The following is a 20,276-nucleotide window of genomic DNA, read 5'->3' on the forward strand; positions in this document are numbered from 1 at the left end:
GCGATTTTTATTGCTTAGGCGGCTTATTGGGTGCCAGGTGCTCATTGAGCAAACTTCCCACTGGCGGTGGTACTTGCAGGTAAAAACCCTGCTCACTCAACGCGAGTTTTACTTTTTCAATATCAGCATTAGCCAGTTTTTTCCTTTCAGATAATGAAATCATCATTGAATATTGAGGTTCACCAAATGCGTTTAACAGATCTTCAGGAACGCGTGAAAAATTCCCCTTTCTTTCAATATATAGATATGTTTGGTCACGTTTTGGGCTTCTGTAGATTACACAAATCATTGTTATAAACTCTTTTAAATTAACGCTGTGACTTGCTTGAATAATTCACTAACTATAACATGCTTATTATATCTAAGAATATCGTCTCCCAGAGGCTTAGGAAAATGTTTGTATAAACTACCTTGGGAAACTTAACCTTGCTGAGTCAGAATATCGATGTCACAATCGCCAATTGAGCTAAAAGGCAGTAATTTTACGCTTTCGGTCGTTCATTTATATGATGACCAACCGGAAGTCATTCATAAAGCTATGCAGGAAAAAATGGAGCAAGCGCCCGAGTTCCTGAAAAATGCGCCCGTTGTTATCAATATATCTGCTCTCCCTGTTGATGCAGATCTCCCCACACTCCACCGAGCCATCGAGTCAGTTGGATTGCGCATCGTCGGCATCAGCGGTTGTCAAAATGAAGAACAACGAGAATTCGTTCTAAAATCTGAACTTCCTTTATTGAAAGAAGGTAAAAGTCAGAAATTTCTTACTCAAGAAAATAAACCGGCTGAACCTATTTTCAAAAAAACTCGTATAATTAATACACCTGTTCGTTCAGGACAAAGAATTTATGCACCAAACAGTGATCTTATTGTGACAAATAATGTGAGCGCTGGTGCAGAATTAATCGCTGATGGAAATATTCATATATATGGTGTGCTGCGTGGACGAGTATTGGCTGGCGCATCTGGTGATCAAGAAAGCCAGATTTTCTGCACCCATTTAAACGCTGAACTCACCTCTATTGCAGGTCAATATTGGCTCAGCGAGAAAATCCCTGAAAATTTTGTTGGCAAGGCAGCAAAATTACGTCTGGTAAACAATGAATTAACTATTGAAACTTTAGTCTAGCCCTTATAACAAGGAATCGCTTCATGGCACGCATTATTGTTGTTACATCTGGTAAAGGTGGCGTTGGCAAAACCACTTCAAGCGCGGCCATTGCTACCGGCCTCGCCCAAAGAGGAAAAAAAACCGTCGTTATTGATTTTGATATCGGTTTACGGAACCTCGACCTCATTATGGGCTGTGAACGCCGTGTGGTTTTTGACTTTGTGAACGTCATTCAAGGTGACGCCAGCTTGAATCAGGCAATTATCAAAGATAAGCGCACAGATAATCTCTATATTCTGCCCGCGTCCCAGACCCGCGATAAAGAAGCCCTCACCCGAGATGGCGTTGAGAAAATTCTGAATGAATTGGATCAACAGGGATTTGATTTCATTATCTGTGATTCACCTGCTGGTATTGAAAGCGGCGCATTGATGGCGCTCTACTTTGCCGATGAAGCAATTATTACGACAAACCCAGAAGTATCTTCTGTTCGTGACTCTGATCGTATTTTAGGTATCCTGGCATCCAAATCACGCCGGGCAGAAAAAGGTGACGAATCTATCAAAGAGCACCTCCTGCTAACACGCTATAATCCGGGACGTGTGAACCGTGGCGATATGCTGAGTATGGAAGATGTACTGGAAATTTTGTGTATTCCTTTGCTTGGTGTTATCCCGGAAGATCAATCTGTTCTCCGTTCATCCAACCAAGGGGAACCGGTCATTTTGGACAAAGACTCTGACGCGGGTAAAGCATACGAAGATACTGTTTTACGTTTACTTGGTGAAGAGCGGCCTTTCCGCTTCATCGAAGAAGAAAAAAAGGGCTTTTTAAAACGCCTGTTTGGGGGGTAACGCATGGCTTTGTTAGATTTCTTCCTGTCGAGAAAAAAACCGACAGCCAATATCGCCAAGGAGCGGCTACAAATCATCGTGGCAGAGCGGCGCCGTGGTGACTCTGAGCCTGCCTATTTGCCCGACATGAAACGGGATATTCTGGCTGTAATTTGTAAGTATGTACAAATCGATCCAGATATGCTTTCTGTGCAGTTTGAGCAAAAAAATGATGATATCTCTGTACTAGAACTGAATGTAACATTACCTGAGGTTGAGGAATCGCCAAAATAGCCATATCAAACGACGCTATTTAATTTAAGTCGGTGATTTTTGTAAAACAGTTTGTTATTTAAATAATATACTTGATAAACCTCAAGCTGCAATCCGCAAGACGACGCGAAGCCTTATATTTCCCCGCTGCACGGGGAAATATCACACGCATCTTGAAGTTGGATTGGTATAGATCAGGAAGTAAAGATAATTTTCCCTGCCTATATATCAGGCAGGGATCAAATTGACATCTTATGTACTACATCTCATAAATAAGACTATAATTGTGATTGAATTAACGCTATTCCTGCGAATAATTTGCCAATATTTCAGCGATAGGTTCAGCCAGTAACTTGCCTCGCCAACCCCTGATTAACTCAGGTTGATATTCCGGCGCTTTCAATTTCCAATGCCAACAAAGTAATTGATTAATTTGACGGCGAGAAGCCAGCAGTTCGGCACTGAAATAATGGGATTCCCCCACCTGAGCGACCAAAGATTTAATTTCTTTAAACGCCTTACGATAACCAGGATAATCAACCAAATTCACAATTTGAGCCGGACACGCTTCTGCGGGAATATCCCTGCTCTCCGCAACCATCGCCAGCAACCGACGACCATGACAACGAATTTCTTGCCCACTCAATCCCAGAGCGTCCAATTCTGCCAAAGAAGTTGGCATATAACGGGCAACCTGCCATAAATTTTCTTCGCGGATCACGAAATTGACCGCCAAGTCACGTTCACGAGCCTGATTTAAACGCCATGCAGCCAATTTTTTCAAACAGGCCAATTGCCTTGGGCGCAATTGCCAGGCGTTACTCATATCCTTATAAGCACATTCCGGCGTCAATACTTCTTTACGGCGTTCGGCTATCAGATTGCTTTCATCTTTTGCCGCATCCAAATATCCCGCCTGCCCTGTTTTTTCCATCAAAATATCGGCCAACGGTAATAAATAGTAGACATCCGCCGCCGCATATTGACATTGTTTTTCGCTCAACGGTCGAGCCAACCAATCAGTGCGGGATTCGCTCTTATCCAATTCAATATGCAAATACTCAGCAACTAATGTCGCAAAGCCACATGACATGGGGTGACCAATAAATGCAGCCAGTACCTGAGTATCAATCATGGGTTCTGGCAAGCACTGGAAACTATTACTAAAAACCTCTAAATCTTCACTGCCGGCATGGATAAATTTTAATACGTTCGGATCTGTCAATAGCTCCTTAAAGGGCTGCCATTTCGAAATTTCGAGGGGATCAATCAGAGAAAGCTGTTCACCATCAAACAGTTGTATCAGACCTAATTGAGGATAATACGTCCGTGTACGTACAAATTCAGTATCCAGTGCAATTCTTGCGTGTTTTTTTGCCTGCTCACAAGTTGACTGCAATTGGGCATCGGTAGTAATCAACTGATAATTCAAAACATCATTCTCTTAACCATTCATAAGACATGCACAACAACGCCGGTAAAACCGGCGCTGTTGATGTGCAATGGGATATGGCAATAAATAGGCTCAATTTGTAGCAGCATTATCCACTTTTGCCAATTCTTCATTGCGAAGTTCTCTGCGAAGAATTTTACCGACATTAGATTTTGGTAATTCATCACGAAATTCAATGAGCTTCGGCACCTTATATCCCGTCAGGTAACGACGGCAATGCGTTTTAAGTTCATCCTCAGTCAAACTGGGATCTTTGCGTACCACAAATATTTTGACAATTTCTCCTGAGTTTTCACTCGGAACGCCCACTGCTGCCGACTCTAACACTTTAGGATGGGAAGAAACAACATCTTCTACTTCATTTGGATAGACATTAAATCCAGAAACCAGGATCATGTCTTTTTTCCGGTCAACAATGTGTAAAAAGCCTTTTTCATCTACGCTGGCAATATCCCCAGTTGCCAACCAGCCATCTTTCAACACCTCATCAGTCGCATCAGGGCGATCCCAGTAACCTTTCATTACCTGTGGTCCCCGCACCCACATTTCACCTGCTTCGCCCGGCGAAACTTCATTATCATCATTCCCTACCAGCTTGATTTCTGTTGAAGCAACGGGAAAGCCAATACTGCCACTGTAGTAGGTCAAGTTATGCGGGTTAGCTGAAACCAGAGGTGCACATTCTGTCAATCCATAACCTTCCAACAGATGACAACCTGTTAAGTTTTGCCATTTTTCAGCCACCACTCGTTGTACGGCCATGCCGCCACCAACAGATAAACGTAATGAGGAAAAATTTAGCTTCTGGAATTCCTGATTATTCAGCCAGGCATTGAATAACGTGTTAACTCCCGATAATGCAGTAAAATGATAACGCGACAGTTCCTTGACCGTGCCGTTTACATCACGAGGGTTGGTAATCAACAAATTTTGCCCCCCCAATTCAATAAAGAACAGGCAATTTATCGTTAAAGCAAAGATATGGTACAACGGCAGTGCAGTTACCACTAGCTCTTGCCCAGGCCTCAATAACGGAGAATAACAGGCTCTGGCCTGTTCAAGGTTTGCCAGCATATTACGATGAGTCAGCATTGCACCTTTCGCAACCCCTGTGGTGCCCCCTGTATATTGCAGAAAAGCCAGATCTTCGTTTTTCATATCTGGTTTGACATACTGCATGCGATAGCCTTTATGAATCGCACTACGGAACGAAATAGCATCCGGTAAGTGATATTTAGGCACGAGCCTCTTAATGTATTTAACGACGAAATCAACAAGAGTCCCTTTGGGACGTGAAAGTTGGTCACCCATACGCGTCAAAATAACGTTCTTGACTTGCGTATTAAAGACAATCTTTTCTAGGGTATGAGCAAAGTTAGAAACGATAACAATGGCAGATGTGCCACTGTCATTAAGCTGGTGTTCCAATTCACGCGGGGTATAGAGCGGGTTCACATTGACAACAACCATACCTGCACGCAGGATACCAAATAGTGCCACAGGGTATTGCAGCAAATTGGGCATCATCAATGCCACGCGATCCCCTTGTTTCAACCCCAGGCCATCCTGTAAGTAGGCAGCAAAGGCACGACTACGCTCTTCCAATTTACGGAAAGTCATTACCTCGCCCATATTGATAAATGCGACTTGATCGGCATAACGCGCTACAGCATTTTCAAACATTTCAATCAACGACGAATAACGATCGGGATCGATTTCTGCCGGAACATCTGCCGGATAATGTTTTAGCCAAACTTTTTCCAAGTTGAATACTCCTGAAATCTAATTGCGATGTAACCACTGACCATAAAACAAACCTGACTTGTATATTTAACAAATTATTAACTCAGCGTACCAGTTTGCAAAGCAACAATGTTCAGGTTGGCGATACACATCACTAATTTAATACTATCAATGACTGCAAAAAAATAAGGCAGCTTTTGCCGCCTGAGTATTTTTTATTATTTATCAATAAATTAGTTAAATTATTAGCACTTGGATTTATAATTAACTAATTATACACTGATTTAATAATTTTTGGCTTGGAGTCTTACTATTATTCCAAACAGTTATAAGTAAGGCATACCAGTTAAAGGATGATTATCAGGAGTTCATGTCACACCAGATCCCCCTTGGTTGACAAGAGGTTTATTCAGTTAAAATTGTTTCAACTGATACAGGCTGTAATGATGAATAACCGCGCCAAAACGGATCATAAGGGTTGCCATAATAGCTCCATAGATCAGTTCCTACAGCAGGGGGAAAAATCATTCGCTGAGATTCATACCAACGTTTTCGTTCCGGCACGGCTGGTTCCGCTTAATCTTAATGCCTGATTGCTCAGGCGCGGAGAAGTTTCCAGTTTCTCCCTGACTGCCATGCGAAAGATATTACGCAGTGCGGACATTTCATTTTGCACCGTTCGCTTGGTAATACCCTGAGATAAACGGGTATCAACGTAATGTTCCACATGCCTGGTTTTCAAATGGCTGAGACTTTTCACCTGAATATTCAGGCTCAATAACAACACGCCCAAACGCCCTGCGATCCGAATACAGTCATGGCAGGTTTGTGAAGTGAACAGAACCCCGCTCTGTTTTACATCACACCACTTCATCCTGCTGGCTATCGAGCCATTCCAGTTCAGGCCAGCGAACGCGGAGGGTGGAATAAAGATCGTGGTTATCGACGATCACTTTTTTATCCGCCATTTCCAGCATAGGCACATCACTCTGATGATCGCCGTAAGCAACGGAATCACGCAGAGAGAGCCGTTTCTGCGAGATATAATCTGCGATGCGCCGGGCTTTTCCTACACCGATGGTCGGGTAGCCTTGCAATTCCCCCGTATACACTCCCCGAGCACTAACCAATTCGGTACAAAGGACGGCATTGGCTTTGAGATAGCGCGACAGGGGGGCCAGACATGCGTGATATGAGCCTGACACCAACACAATCTGTGCATTACGTTGCTGATGGCAGGCAATTTCGTCACATACCCGGGTTTTCAGCCGTTTTATCCCGGTAGAATTAAACCAGGATTCACAGGTAGCGGCCAAATTGGCCACATCAATGCCAGCAAAATGCCGATAGTAAAGCTGATTTAACCTTGCCCGATCACTGAGACCTGCAGCCTGCACATCAGACAAAGAGTCCATTATGCAAGCAAAACGCGCGTCTCCCACCGAGGCCCCGTGTACTGCGTTCAAATGATGCCTGAACGTAGCCAGCAAAGTTTTACAATTAATTAGCGTTTCATCCACGTCTAAAAATGCACAGTACGACATGACAACCTCTTCTTCAAGCTGGTGCAGGTTAAGGGAGGAAATACACGGACATCTTTCAGGCTGAGACCTACCGTCCCCCAAGACAAGCCAACGCCGAACCCCGACATAATAGCCGTTCCGGGCTGCTGTCCGCTGTGACTGAAATGCTGACAGAGAGTCAGAGGGATGGATGCCGGGCCGGTGTTACCGTAATTTTCCACCGCAATCGGCACCTTTTCAGCGGCAACCCGCAGTTTTTTAGTGAGGTACTGCAACATAAAGCGGTTGGGCTGGTGCAGAAGGAAATGATCCACCTGCTGTTTATCCCATCCCTTCATTTCGAGCGTCTTATTCACGGTGTTGTGTACCACTTTAAGCGCAAACTCCATCACGGCCGCCCCGTCCATCTGCAGATAACCGTGGCGTAAATCCTCTCCCTGTGGGACGATGAGCTTGTCATAGCCACTACCATCGGTATGAATATCAAAGGCCCAGTCATCATCACCGGCAGCGATGATGGTCGCACTGCCGGCATCTCCCAGCACCATACGAAGCTTATGGTCGTCGTCAGCGATATGTCGGGTCATCGTGTCACCCGCACAGAGCAGAACCCTGCGGCAGCTGCGCGAACTTATCAACAGCGCGGCCTGGTACAGGCCATAAATATAACCGGAGCAGCCATAGTTAATGTCAAAGGCAACCACATCCTGGCACAGTCCTAGTCTCTGTTGTAGTACGCAGGAAGTAGCGGGCATCAGATAGTCTGGCGTTTGCGAAACAAAAATTACACCGTCGATCTCGTTGAGATGAGTCTGTTCACTAAAAATTTTGCGTGTTGCATGCACGCACAGGTCTGAAGCCCGTATCTGGGGCTGTGCAATGCCCAGCTGGTTGATGCCGGTGCTGAGCGCAATCCTCGCCACCTTCGCTTCACCAAATTGCAGCGCCAGTTGCTCCAATGTCAGCTTTGTTAACGGAACAGAAGCGGCAACCGCCTCTATTTTTAAACCACGAAGTGTGACGTTCATTCCACAACCATAATATTTTGATTAAATACTAGGTTAAATAATTCACCTACTCTCTGGCAGCGGCCGAGAGCTTCTCCGTTAACCTGTACCGCATAGTGCTGATTGATCGCACCGATTACCGAAACTATAGCCAGAGAATCCCATCGTCCCTCCGAGTTGAGGATATAGTCATCGTTGAGTAAGGTGATCTCCACTTCCAGTAGTTCAGATAGATCAGCAAGTAGCAGTGTCTTATTCATTTTTTTACCTCAGATTGTTGGTTGACGTTTTTTTTTAAATCGCAGGCCATAATCAACCTCATTAACAAAGGTGATTTTCTGCGGAACTTTAAATAAGGGAAGATGTTTCTTGCACCATAAAATGACTTCGCGGCGCAATTGAATAAAATCGATATTGACACTGGCTTTTATTCTTGCAACAACGATGTTCCCCAATATGGCGTTTTTCTCCGCATTCACCACCACATCTTCGACGCTGGGGAGTTGAAGAATAATGTTCTCCACTTCAGCAGGGTAAACTTTTTCACCACCGACGTTAATCATCTCTGTATCTCTGCCAACGATGCGAAAGCTGCTATCATCGCGCATTTCCACCACATCACCGGTTATTAACCACCCATCAGCGGTAAAGGGTGATGGTGCATTCATATAACCTAACATTGACGTTTTTGATAAGATTTCCAGCTTGTTCTCTCTCACTCTGAGTTGGATGCCATCGTCAACGATACGAATGAAAGTTGACTGGTTATCATCGCTGCAAGTTTTAATTACACCAGCTTCAGAAAGTCCATAGGCCTGAGTCATTCTGGTTGTCGGTAATTTTTCCGTCAGATAATTCAGTATTGAATCTGGCATCACTTCGCTGCCATAGTTAATTTGTTTTAGTGCTTGTAGTGAACGATTTTCAAAACAATTTTTTAAGATCATCAGGTTAAGAAAAGACGGTGAGGTAATCAGTACATCAACCTGATAACGCGAGATGGCTTCACTAATGCACTCTGGCGTTCGTAATTCAGGCATAACCAGGCAGTTACCACTAGCGAACGCACTCAACATGGTATTGATGCCGCCAATGTGGTCAAACAGCAAAAAAGAAAGCACTATCTTCGGTTGCAAAGAGGGCTTCACCGCGCTAATCAGCTGTTCAAGGTTATGCACAATGGCTTTGCTTTGCCCCGAGGTTCCGGAAGACATGATAATCAAGCCTGCCTGCCCGGAATGGCGCAAGTTATCAATTAACGCATGTTTACTCTTCATCTTCGTGGGCTGAATATCTTTGAATCCGTCTTCGCCAACCCACAACTGAAATTCACTGTTGCAGATTTCACTGTTTCTGACGATTCCCTCTTCGCTGAGGCGCGTCATTGGCTGAACAATCGCTTTCAGTCTGATCAATGCGAGCAGTGAAGCCAGGGAGTCAGGCTGGTAATCTGCGATAAGGGAAACAATTGTGCCTGAACCCACCCCGGCCGTATTGAAGGTACAGACCAGCTCATCACATCGCGACAATAACCATTTATAGCTGTATGACTTTTGTCGATACCAGCAAGCAATTCGACCGCCATTGTTGTGAAGGTGCTCAAATAACAGAATGCTGTCCATTAGACGCCTCCCAGGTAGAGATTCTGACCTGTAATAAAGTCGCTTTCTTTCTGTAGGAAAAAATCAGTGACATTCGATACATCCCGTAATACGCCTTTACGGATGATGGCTTGGCGGGCAATCAGACGATCCATTTTACCCTGAGGCACAGAGCGGATGAGGTCGGTATCAATCGGCGTAGGACCTACAGCGTTCACGGTGATATTAAACTCTGCCAGCTCGCGCGCCAGTACCTCAGTAAGGGAATAGATCGCCGATTTAGAGGCGGCATAAATCGCTTCACCTTCAAGCTTTAGTGGTGCCGCCACCGTAGTAAAATTAACAATGCGTCCGTATTTATTTTTTACCATTATTTTCGCGGCTTCTCGACAAAACAGAAAGGTGCCCGCCACATTAGTATTAAAGATGTTGTGTACGGTAGATAACGGAGTCAGCATCAGATGATTCATTGAGGCAATGCCGGCGTTATTGATTAAATTATCCAAAATGCCAAACTTCTGTCGGATATATTTAAATAATGTTTTTACCGCCTGTTCGTCTATCACATCGACCAAAAAATGATGATAGTCGGCCAATTGCCAATCTATATCAGAACGACTACATCCCACGACAATATGCCCCTGAGCTACATAGTGTCCTGCCAGATACTTGCCAATGCCTTTGCGGGTTCCGGTAATTAAGGTAACGGGCTTACGCATGATGATGCTCTCCAATTAAATCAGCAATATAATCAGTCAGTCGACCTACCGATGAAAATGGGCTATTTTTAGTCGACATGGACTTTTCATTTGCCAGCGTTAATGAGACATCCAAATCATCTTCCAGCTTACTTTCTAAATCAGCAATCAGCATGACCAGAGACATTGAATCAAGGTGAGAGTCATGCCGATAAATAAAGCACTCATCACCATTTTCTATCGGTAATGGTTCGGGCAAAGTCGTATTGAGTTCTGTAATAGACTGAATAACGATATGACGTATTTTATCTTTCATAACGAATTCCTTATTTTATTTTTCTCAAAATAGTGAACAACAGCTTCCAAAGTTTCCCAATTTTCGTGAATAGCGACAAAACCATCAGGGCGCACCAGAAGATATTCTCCAGATTGAAATTCGATTTTTTTATCAAAGCCGTTAACTTCGACAAAATATATTGGTAAATAATAATTAATTAGAGTGGTATTCAGTCGCTGCTTATTATTTTCGCCATACACAATAAGATGATAATTTTCGCCATCCACGATGTCATAGCTGTTAACGCGGTTTTCTTGCTGGATAAGGGTTAGGTATGGCAAATATTTTCCCGTCAGACGCTTCCCTTCATAAATCAGCGATGGCTCGATGTAGCGTTGTGCCAACCCTGAGAACAATTGTGGATGCAGTGTTCTCGCACGCAGCCTGTTGCTGAAACGAGGCAACCAGTAGTGAGTTTTTTCGTTATCACGGTCGATACGTGCAATAAAACGGGTATTGATATCGGTGCTGTCACGCAGCACCGCCGCCATGTTGCGCCGCTCTTCACTGTAAGTATCAAGTAAATCATCAGGTTGCCGCTGGCGGATTACCGCCGTCAACTTCCACGCAAGATTCCAGGCATCCTGGAAACCAGTATTCATCCCCAGCCCTCCGATGGGACTGAAGAGGTGGCAGGCGTCTCCGGCAAGAAAGATATTGCCCACCCGGTACTGACTGGCCAGTCGATTGTAAAACTGAGATTTCGACTCCCAGACAACACGCTCAATGACAACGGGTTGAGGAATGTAACGTGATAACACTGACTGATACTCAGCCTGCGATGGCAGTGAATCATCTTCCCTGGGACATCGAAGTACAAAACGATGGTTGCCATCCACCAGTGGGATAACAATAATAAAGCCCTGATCGTCGACAAAATAATGCACTTCATCACGTTTGCCCTGCCAGCTAACCTGAGCATCAAACAGGTAAAAATCAATGCCGTAATCGAAACCGCTAAAAGTGATACCAGCAAAATCGCGTACTATGCTGTGGCTACCATCACAACCCACCAGATAGTCACAGGTTAATATCCCTCCATCGGCAAGACTGGCATTAATGCCATTGGAGCCAATATCAATCGCGTTTAACGTAGCAGAACGCCTGATTTCTCCACCCAGCTCAACAAAGTACTCTTCCAGTAACCGCTCAGTTTCCGGCTGTGGAATGGCAAGAATGTGCTGATAGCAACTGTTCAACTGGCGATAGTCGACGTGTGAAATTCGCTGCTGATCCCAGTAAATTGAAATATCACTTATCTCTTTTCCTGACTGCTTGAAACGCTCCACCACGCCAAGAGAATGTAATAAAGCCAGTGAGGCAGCGTTCATCGATAGTGCTTTTGAGTGCGTTGAGCGGGAAGATCTTTTTTCAACCACTACCACATCAATTCCATTTTTCTTCAGCCTGCACGCCAGCAGCAGTCCGACTGGGCCGGCACCCACAATTAATACCTGATAATGGCTTTTCATTGGGGTTCCTCATACTCGCGAATCGCTTTGTGATTAATGACTCTCAGGCGCACCACAAAAAGTAGCCAACTAATTAGCAGCAATAATCCGCCACCCACTACTGTGCCCCGGATATTAGTGGTATCAAGGAAGCCGCCCGCCAACATGACCATCAGCGTGGCCAGCGCCTGAATGGAACTGATAGAACCCATAATTTCGCCCTGCTCATTCTCCGGCGCAAGATTTGAAATACTGCTTATCAGGCCGGGCAATGCAAATCCCATAGAGGTAACGAAAAGGGTAATTAATATATGCAGATAAATAACATTGCTAACTATTGGAATTGTTATGACGGCAAGTGATGACATCACAAGTGAATATCGCACCATATTTTCAGGTTTAGCAAATTTGGCAACCTGTCTTACTACGAGATACTGGAATAATGCGTAGGTTGCACCCATTGACGCGAGGAACGTACCAATCTGAAACGAACTGAAACGGTAAATATCCAGCAAATAAGCGGGCAGGAAAGATTCAAACAGCCACCAACCCGCAACAAAAATCGTCCAGATAGAAAATGCTGTTCTCAGCTCAGTATGGCTGTAGGCTTTCACAATTTGTATCAGACCAGAAAAGACATTTATTTTTTCCTGAGTATGCTTTTCCAGAGTATCGGGATACGCAACCAGCGTGTAAATAAATAACAGAGTAAAGATGGTAGCCATAATAACAAACGGCATCATATATCCGCTGAATGGACCCAAAGAGAAATTGGTTAGCCAGCCCCCGGTCGGTGGTCCTATTACCCAGGCCAGTCCCAGCGCAGTTTGGATCATGGTGAGATTTTTAGTTTTATTGCCCGGTTCACTGATATCAGCCATGCTTGCCTGTGCAATCGCCACGTTACCCGCCATCATCCCGGCCAGCAAACGGCTAAGCAACAGTAGCCCTGCCGATGCGTCAATAACTGCATAGGCACTGACGGCAAAAGCTATTGCGGTGCCCGCCACCGTGATTAGCATCATTTTTCTGCGGCCATAAATGTCCGACATTTTGCCCAGTATGGAGGCACCAAAAAATTGGCCAAGAGGATAGATTGCAAGGAAAACCCCCAACATAATCACCTTTTTTTGATGATCCCAGCCGTCCGGGAATAGTGAAGCCGCGTGGGAAATCATCATGTGTGGGAATATTGCTACCACCATTCCCAAACCGATAAAATCAAGTAGCGCAACCAACACCAGATACCAAATAAGTCCCGGTTTTTCTCTCATTTTTGTACTCCTCAAATTTACCAATTCAATGCAGATGACTGAGCGATTTTGCTGCCATCTGTTGCTCAATCAAACTGAGATATCCTTTATCAATTGCGCTAAATTTAACGGTAACGCACAGACACTCGGTGCTGTTCTGCATTACTGTGATAATACATTCAGCGGTAAAATCCCCTCTTAATCCCCGGCGAAAATGCCTGATAGTCATTTCCATGCTTGATGCAACCGGAAAGAGATATTCTTTAAATTCAGAATTCATCGCATGCAGCACAAAAGATTTCTTACTACCTGTTTTGATAAGAAACCGCTCGGAGACGGAATTAACCATCTGCCGACATGCCTCAAGTAAAACCATGCCCTGAATATGCTGCCCGGTTACGTGGTCGGCCATTTCCGCACAGCCGTCATCAATCAACAAATGACATTGATATGAGATCAACCCTGTCTTAATGGTTTCGGAAATAAGAACATTTTCCGCTTTATGTTTATGTGTATTCCGGGTTGTTTCCCTCAGCAGATGAGTCTGATTAAGCAGCAGCGTTATATCATTATCACCATGACATAATGAATTTTTAAATTCATCAATATTTTCTTTAGAGAGTCCCTGACCAAAGATAACCTGATAATCATCTTTATATTTAGCAGCAGAAAGAAATTTCAATGCCTGAGCAAATGTAAATACATTGTCATTTTCACTGAATTCAGTGAAACGTTCCCCCACAACGACTATATAAGCCATTATTCTTTCCTTACTTTCATCATAAGTTAAGCTTGATTAACACAATAATTGTAATATGTGCCCGGACAGGTTTTGATGGAGGATATCCATTTAAGATCTTTCGTGACGTCATATAAAATATTAAATCTACCTCATATACCCACAGAGAGCATTATCCCACGCTATATTAAAATTAAACATCAATTGTAAATGTAAGTTAGTGGATTTTTATTTATCGCGATTCCATTAGTTGAAATTAACCATATGACAACTCCATAAATAAGTTGAGAAAAAACCATAACAAATAAAAATATAGCCATTGCATTTTTCACGTTGAATTCACTAATGTTGTAATACCCCCCCATTTCACTCAAGACAGGAAGAAATATATCTGATTAGTTCAATCCCCTATTGAAAGAAAATCCATTAACATAATGAGCAATATAGAGTAAAATTTATTTTTCATAGAAAGTTAATCAATTGATATGGAATGCATGTATATTAAAACCAAATGATCATAAAAAAAATAAACAGTCATTCAACGAAAATAAAACACATGACAGACAGAATAACATTCTAAGCTTTATTTTAATTAACATTATCATAATAACGTTCTTTCATTTCAGAGTTAAATTAGATTGTTTATCGATAAACAATCACAATTAGAACAACAACATCTATATAAGTAAAAATAATTCAAGGTTAAAATAATAAAAATTAAAATTCATTTTTATAAATACTTAAACAAGTAAGAGTGTAAGTGATTTTTCAAATATACAACATGGTGTATCACACGGACTCAGGTGGAAAATTAGTTGCTAAATAACTGATCCTAATAGTGCTACATCTTTGCCATTCCATGCCCATTTCCGGGATAGGGTGATACCGTGCCCATAAAATGCTTCACCTGCGAAGTTGCCACATATATCTGCACTTGTGGTTGCGTGTTATCGTCTCATGTAAGGCGTGCCAAAGTTTCTCAATCACATTGACCCAAGGCGAGTAAACAAGCTGGAATAACAGGTTGAATTTAGGGCTATTCTTCAGCCACAGTCGTGTCCGGCGGCTTTTGTGAATCATGTAGTTGTCCAGAATGATTGTGATGGTTTTCGCTCTCCGGTAATGACGTTTCAGTTTTTCCAGCATGGCGATGAGCAAATCGGAATTTTTCTGAGAACCCGAGACATAACGCACGTTACCTGTCTTTGTGTGGAGGGCTCCTGCCAGATAATGTTTACCGTTGTTTCCGGGTGTAACCATTTTTTCTGCTGTCCTTTCAAGGTCCAGTCTGCCCCAATTTTCGGGTTGAGATCGATATCCACCTTATCTTCATAAAAAACGGGGTTATCGCGGCTGCATGTGGCTAAAGCTTCATTAATTTTTGCCATTTTTTCATCACGATGAGGATCACGAATATTGAGCGTAGGACCCGCTCTGCGCCAGACAATGCCGATTTTAGGTAGCCAGCGCCTGACTGTGGAAGCCGCCACTGTGCTTTGGAATAGCATATTCAACTGCTTAGCCAGAAGTTCTGTACGCCACCGGCTTCTCTGATAGTCAATTCCCTTCTTTTTTATCTTTTCAGGGATCTACTATTAGGAACAGCTATTTAGACAAAGAGAGAATATAATGGCGTGCATCACTTGATTTTAATGTGATTAGTGGATTTTTATAGACGGTGAGATAAGTATGTTTGCAGTATGCTTCGATAGTATATTCCATTGAACATAACGCCTCCAACGTAGAAAAAACTTATTAGACTAACCATCCATCGTCTGGTTAGTCAGACTCTAGCCCTTTATACTCATGGACACTGCTTTCTGCCGCAAGTTGCATGAATTTTATTGCGCCAGGCAGAAGTCCTTAACGGCCCGGCAATTTTTTCCATGTCACTTCATTACGTAAGTAAACAGGTTCAGCGTGTTCAACCGCTGTCGCCTCCCCCGCATCCCACATCTGAATGGCCAGTGGCAGCATATCTTCCGCATGGGGTAAAGTAACATCGCCTGCTGTCAGCATTAAGTGGCAGTCCAATAATTGAGGATAGGCTTCCCATCCCGTTCCCGCAATTCCCCATTCGCCTGATAAGGAATTCATAATTTCTTGCACTTGCTCAGGTTTCAAAACTGCTTCAGTTTCATCGCCCTGCCATTCACCTTGTGAATTACGAGTGTATTGTCCCCAGTAAACTTCCCCCATCCGCGCATCAATCGCAACCAAAACGTTTGTTGCTCCTGTTAAGCGAAAAGTCCCTTGCGCCAGTGTTTTCAGCGAAGAAACACCAATCATCGGTAATTCAGCGCCCAATGCCAGCCCTTGGGCGATGCCAACACCAATCCGTACACCGGTAAAACTGCCCGGTCCACGACCAAACGCTAACGCATCCAATTGTTGCAGGTTTACTCCACCTTTTGATAAAACCGCTTGAACCATCGGTAAAATACGTTGCGTGTGCTCCCGTGGGGAAATTTCAAACTGTGCTTCAATAGCACCTTCATTCCAAAGTGCAACAGAACAGGCTTCAGTTGCAGTATCAATAGCTAAAATTCGTGTGGACATGCCTTAACTCCGGCAAGATATAGGATCCAAAATAAGGGGCTATACTACCATAGCCCCAACATCATCGCCCCGACATTTTATTCCCCAGACCGCGGTGGGCGTGAGTTCAGAAACGCAATTGCTTTTGATAAATCACGGGTACGGGAAGCGGGAGGCAGGCTGTTTAGAAAAACCTCACCGTATGGACGCATCACCAGCCGATTATCACAAATGACCACAACGCCATAATCATCAATATCACGGATCAGACGCCCAACGCCCTGCTTCAAATCAATCACGGCATCAGGAAGCTGGACTTCGTGAAAAGCATCTCCGCCCTTAAGTTGACAATCCTCAATACGGGCCTTAAGCAAAGGATCATCCGGCGCAGTGAACGGCAATTTATCAATAATAACGCAGGACAATGCATCACCGCGGACATCCACCCCTTCCCAAAAGCTGCCGGTCGCCACCAGCAATGCATTACCCGCAGAGATAAATTGTGCCAGAAGTTGCGTCTTGCTCGTCTCACCCTGCACTAATACTGGCAATGTCATACTGGCACGGAACTCTTCCGCTAAACTGCGCATCATTTGGTGAGAAGTACAGAGGAAAAAACAGCGTCCTTTATTGCTTTCAATTAATGGTTTCAACATACGAGCCAACCATTTTGCACCACCATTTTGGTTAGGTGATGGCAAATGACGCGGAACACACAATAACATTTGACGTTGATAATCAAATGGACTAGACAAGAGTAATGTTTGGGCTTGTTTTAGCCCTAAACGTTCAGTGAAATGATTTAGCTGTTCATTGACCGACAATGTTGCCGATGTAAAAATCCAACTACCTGATTGTTCACGGAGCATCTCACTGAATTTGTCGGCAACAGATAACGGTGTCAGAGCCAGTAAAAAATGCCGCCCATAACTTTCGAACCAATAGCTGTAATTAGGTATGCTGACATCAATCAGACGCTTAAGACGATTGCGATACACCGTTGCCCGCTCAAAAGCCGCATCCAGCATGGTTGAACGCCCCAAAGAGAGTTTCATCACGTCATAACACAGCTCAAGGGCATCATCCAACCGCACTAATGCGCGCTGAACTTGCTGCTGTTGCAAGGCTTCACGAAGATTACCCCGATAGCTGTTTTCCCCCAATGACAAACGGAAGTCTTGTGCACTTTGGCTGAGACGATCTGCACTTTTTTGCAATTGTGCCTGATCCCGCACTTCAGTACGGTAAGCCATGATGATATCACGCGATAAATCCATCAATTGGCGGCTACTTAATTGCTGGCCAAAATATTGGCTGGCAATATCAGGGATCTGGTGCGCCTCATCGAAAATCATCACATCAGCCTGCGGGATTAATTCACCAAAACCGGTATCCTTAACCATCATATCAGCCATAAACAGATGATGGTTAACAATCACCACATCCGCTTCCATTGCTTTTCGACGGGCTTTCAGAACGAAACATTGCTGATAGCATGGGCAATCACTGCCAAAGCAATTGTCATTAGTACTCGTGACCAATGGCCAAACAGTGCTATCTTCCGCCACTTGGTAGCAGGTGCTGATATCACCATCTTTTGTATGGCCTGACCAATGCTTCAATTTGATGACTTCCGCCAAGATTTCAGTGTCTAACTGGGAATTGCCGATCGTCTGCTGCTCAAGGCGTTCAAGGCATAAATAATTTGAACGCCCTTTTAATAGCGCCAGCTTGCCGGTAAAACCTAACGCCTCAACGATAGTGGGTAGATCTCGATTGTAAAGCTGATCCTGTAATGCCTTAGAACCCGTAGAAATAATCACTTTTTTACCGGAGCGCAAAGCAGGTACTAAATAAGCAAATGTTTTACCGGTTCCCGTTCCTGCTTCTACGACCAATTGTTGCTGTTTTTTAATCGCAACTGTAATAGCCGAAGACATTTCCCGCTGGGCATCGCGTGGCTTGAAACCTGGTATGGCTTTGGCTAGTATGCCATTTTTCGCAAAATCGTCTGACACAAACAGTCTCTTTCAATAAAATGATTTATATAAAAAAATATTTAACATAAACAAACTGTTAAAAAGAAAAAACGTAAAAATAAATATAGTATATACACAAATATGTACAAACAAAAAAGTACTCACTACGGCATATAGCAATTGATTTTATAACATTAAATGGGATAAAGGGAGAGCGGTTCCAAGGTGAGGATGGAAAGGGAACCGCTATCACCATAGCACAGCAATCTACCCTTTGACTTTCATAGTAATCAACTATAGAAGAAATCCCTATAGTTGCCGTAGATGGCTCAAATCTGATTCATGGTTGAAATTCCAACCATCTTCAAAATGTGATATCCCACTTTAGGTATGGTGATTTCCTCTATACCTTTTCTTTTTGTACCTGACTAACTGTCAGTCGCAAATTAACCGCGTCGCTAAATGATACGCGGAAAGTTTGTGCAACCCTTAATGAGGTGTACAAATTCTGTGAGTCAGTATTACTGCCCTGCAAATTCTGTGAGTAAATATCATTTACGCTCAAAGTCTGATAATGGGACATTGGATTTTGCAGCGACGATTTTCGTCGGAACCAATGATCGCCAGACTGCATACCGATATTTTCGGTGGTCAAACCAAACCTCTTAAAGAGGTGAGCCTCTGAAATCAGAGCCTCCTCAACCTCAAGGAACCCCTATAGTTAATTCATCCCTCCGTTTGAAACAGAAGCGTGCTGAATTAAAGGTGAGAAATCCCACCTTTAGCTAACTCGTTGATTTTGCTTATTTCCTGCACAGAACAGGAATTCAATTAAATCAATGGGTTAAAAGGGGATAATTATCCTATTTAACGTAACGCATTGATTTTACTTATTTCCGGCACAGGGGCGGAGATTAATGGAATCAAGGAGTTAAACGCGTGTGGAGAGTTGAATGAATTGATTGGGGTTGTGTGGGGGATGGTACAAATAGGGAAAAGTCAAAGAAAAAAACAACACTTTTCATTTCCATCACACTAAATTTCATCAGTCGATAGATAAACTTTATTAATTTACCGTTTGTCACTTTATGAGAGAGTAAGAAAAAAAATCCCCACCACAAAACATATCCAGAAATTATTTTATCTGTTGAATTAGCGAAAAGAGTTTTTAGCAAGTTAGAGACAAAAACATTTCATTAAATCAGAGGATAATATTATGGGTCCTATAGATGGTACTTATGCGAGTCATGATGAGAATTTTTCGCTCACTATAATCAATAGTGATGACAGACCAGGAACATTCAATGGCATTTTCAAAGCCAAAGATTTATCTATAGGTGATCTCACCTATAATAACGTTACTGGAGAATATAGATACGTCATCCAACAACCTGTTTTCCAAATAGGCTTTTATGCAATTATACGTCCTGAATCAACTGAATATGTTATAACTGATCATTGGAATGGCGTTAGAACCAACGACAAAAGTCTACTTTTAAGTGGATTGCGAACCTATATAACAAGTGCTGGTTCATATGATATACATTATTTTGAAAAGATTCTTTTCAAGATGACCTGACCGCTCCTTGATACATCAAGATCTTAAAAGGGGCAAATAGCCCCTAATTACTTCTGTTGTTCGGACCAATTATGTCAGATGTCGCATTTACATCTTCCTGCCCCACATTCCACACTGAATCTTCCGGCATCTGAACGCGGACATCTAAGCGACAACCT

At 43.3% G+C, this 20,276-nt stretch carries 19 protein-coding genes and 1 pseudogene; 4 read left to right on the forward strand and 16 right to left on the reverse strand.

Features of this window, described 5'->3' with window-relative positions:
* Positions 1–7: 7 nt before the first annotated feature.
* The gene (locus ABLA76_RS01065) at positions 8–289 is read right to left on the reverse strand and encodes a YcgL domain-containing protein (RefSeq protein ID WP_285810818.1); all 282 of its coding nucleotides are present in this window, start codon (positions 287–289) and stop codon (positions 8–10) included.
* 156 nt (positions 290–445) lie between these two features.
* Between ABLA76_RS01065 and minC the strand changes: the two genes are divergently transcribed.
* The 3 genes from minC to minE are packed head-to-tail and all read left to right on the forward strand — an operon-like array spanning position 446 to position 2,238.
* Positions 446–1,129 (forward strand): septum site-determining protein MinC, encoded by a 684-nt coding sequence (minC, locus tag ABLA76_RS01070; protein ID WP_285810819.1) that lies wholly within the window; start codon positions 446–448, stop codon positions 1,127–1,129.
* A gap of 23 nt (positions 1,130–1,152) precedes the next feature.
* Positions 1,153–1,965 carry a septum site-determining protein MinD gene (gene minD, locus ABLA76_RS01075; RefSeq protein WP_047770055.1) on the forward strand — a complete coding sequence of 271 codons (813 nt, stop codon included), beginning with the start codon at positions 1,153–1,155 and terminating at the stop codon, positions 1,963–1,965.
* Positions 1,966–1,968: 3 nt separating this feature from the next.
* On the forward strand, positions 1,969–2,238 hold the full coding sequence (minE, locus tag ABLA76_RS01080; RefSeq protein ID WP_047770052.1) for a cell division topological specificity factor MinE: 270 nt from the start codon (positions 1,969–1,971) through the stop codon (positions 2,236–2,238).
* Between the two features lie 280 nt (positions 2,239–2,518).
* On the opposite strand, the gene rnd is transcribed toward minE, so the two are convergent.
* The 15 genes and pseudogenes from rnd to ABLA76_RS01155 form a co-directional block, all read right to left on the reverse strand.
* A complete protein-coding gene (gene rnd / locus ABLA76_RS01085) occupies positions 2,519–3,649 on the reverse strand; it encodes a ribonuclease D (RefSeq protein WP_348986532.1) in 1,131 nt (376 codons plus the stop codon).
* Between the two features lie 93 nt (positions 3,650–3,742).
* Positions 3,743–5,434, reverse strand: coding sequence for a long-chain-fatty-acid--CoA ligase FadD (fadD, locus tag ABLA76_RS01090; RefSeq protein ID WP_348986533.1), 1,692 nt, complete (start codon positions 5,432–5,434; stop codon positions 3,743–3,745).
* Between the two features lie 517 nt (positions 5,435–5,951).
* Positions 5,952–6,287 carry a phage integrase N-terminal domain-containing protein gene (locus ABLA76_RS01095; RefSeq protein ID WP_348986534.1) on the reverse strand — a complete coding sequence of 112 codons (336 nt, stop codon included), beginning with the start codon at positions 6,285–6,287 and terminating at the stop codon, positions 5,952–5,954.
* Positions 6,274–6,957 (reverse strand): HAD-IB family hydrolase, encoded by a 684-nt coding sequence (locus ABLA76_RS01100; RefSeq protein ID WP_348986535.1) that lies wholly within the window; start codon positions 6,955–6,957, stop codon positions 6,274–6,276. Before ABLA76_RS01100 ends, ABLA76_RS01095 begins: the two co-directional genes overlap by 14 nt.
* Positions 6,936–7,964: a ketoacyl-ACP synthase III gene (locus ABLA76_RS01105; protein WP_348986536.1), complete on the reverse strand. Its 1,029-nt coding sequence runs from the start codon at positions 7,962–7,964 to the stop codon at positions 6,936–6,938. The genes ABLA76_RS01100 and ABLA76_RS01105 overlap by 22 nt, the downstream gene beginning before the upstream one ends.
* Entirely contained in the window at positions 7,961–8,203 is a 243-nt protein-coding gene (locus tag ABLA76_RS01110; protein WP_348986537.1) for a phosphopantetheine-binding protein, read from the reverse strand. The genes ABLA76_RS01105 and ABLA76_RS01110 overlap by 4 nt, the downstream gene beginning before the upstream one ends.
* 9 nt (positions 8,204–8,212) lie before the next feature.
* Positions 8,213–9,565: a fatty acid--CoA ligase family protein gene (locus ABLA76_RS01115; RefSeq protein WP_348986538.1), complete on the reverse strand. Its 1,353-nt coding sequence runs from the start codon at positions 9,563–9,565 to the stop codon at positions 8,213–8,215.
* Positions 9,565–10,263 carry an SDR family oxidoreductase gene (locus ABLA76_RS01120; protein WP_348986539.1) on the reverse strand — a complete coding sequence of 233 codons (699 nt, stop codon included), beginning with the start codon at positions 10,261–10,263 and terminating at the stop codon, positions 9,565–9,567. Before ABLA76_RS01120 ends, ABLA76_RS01115 begins: the two co-directional genes overlap by 1 nt.
* On the reverse strand, positions 10,256–10,558 hold the full coding sequence (locus ABLA76_RS01125) for a hypothetical protein (RefSeq protein WP_348986540.1): 303 nt from the start codon (positions 10,556–10,558) through the stop codon (positions 10,256–10,258). Before ABLA76_RS01125 ends, ABLA76_RS01120 begins: the two co-directional genes overlap by 8 nt.
* Positions 10,555–12,051 (reverse strand): FAD-dependent monooxygenase, encoded by a 1,497-nt coding sequence (locus ABLA76_RS01130; RefSeq protein ID WP_348986541.1) that lies wholly within the window; start codon positions 12,049–12,051, stop codon positions 10,555–10,557. The genes ABLA76_RS01125 and ABLA76_RS01130 overlap by 4 nt, the downstream gene beginning before the upstream one ends.
* Entirely contained in the window at positions 12,048–13,304 is a 1,257-nt protein-coding gene (locus tag ABLA76_RS01135; protein WP_348986542.1) for an MFS transporter, read from the reverse strand. Before ABLA76_RS01135 ends, ABLA76_RS01130 begins: the two co-directional genes overlap by 4 nt.
* A 25-nt stretch (positions 13,305–13,329) precedes the next feature.
* Complete coding sequence (locus ABLA76_RS01140) at positions 13,330–14,043, reverse strand: AfsA-related hotdog domain-containing protein (RefSeq protein ID WP_348986543.1); 714 nt, start codon at positions 14,041–14,043, stop codon at positions 13,330–13,332.
* A gap of 820 nt (positions 14,044–14,863) precedes the next feature.
* Positions 14,864–15,578 (reverse strand): annotated as a pseudogene (locus ABLA76_RS01145) (IS630 family transposase); the annotation flags it as partial.
* A gap of 307 nt (positions 15,579–15,885) precedes the next feature.
* Positions 15,886–16,581, reverse strand: a complete 696-nt coding sequence (gene tsaB, locus ABLA76_RS01150; RefSeq protein WP_348986544.1) for a tRNA (adenosine(37)-N6)-threonylcarbamoyltransferase complex dimerization subunit type 1 TsaB — start codon at positions 16,579–16,581, stop codon at positions 15,886–15,888.
* A 77-nt stretch (positions 16,582–16,658) separates the two neighbouring features.
* The gene (locus ABLA76_RS01155) at positions 16,659–18,578 is read right to left on the reverse strand and encodes an ATP-dependent DNA helicase (RefSeq protein WP_348986545.1); all 1,920 of its coding nucleotides are present in this window, start codon (positions 18,576–18,578) and stop codon (positions 16,659–16,661) included.
* A gap of 1,177 nt (positions 18,579–19,755) precedes the next feature.
* Here ABLA76_RS01155 and ABLA76_RS01160 point away from each other — a divergent pair.
* Positions 19,756–20,118, forward strand: coding sequence for a hypothetical protein (locus ABLA76_RS01160; protein ID WP_047963684.1), 363 nt, complete (start codon positions 19,756–19,758; stop codon positions 20,116–20,118).
* The last annotated feature ends 158 nt before the right edge of the window (positions 20,119–20,276 follow it).

Source organism: Xenorhabdus sp. SGI240 (assembly GCF_040081915.1).
In the GTDB taxonomy this organism is placed as follows: domain Bacteria; phylum Pseudomonadota; class Gammaproteobacteria; order Enterobacterales; family Enterobacteriaceae; genus Xenorhabdus; species Xenorhabdus bakwenae.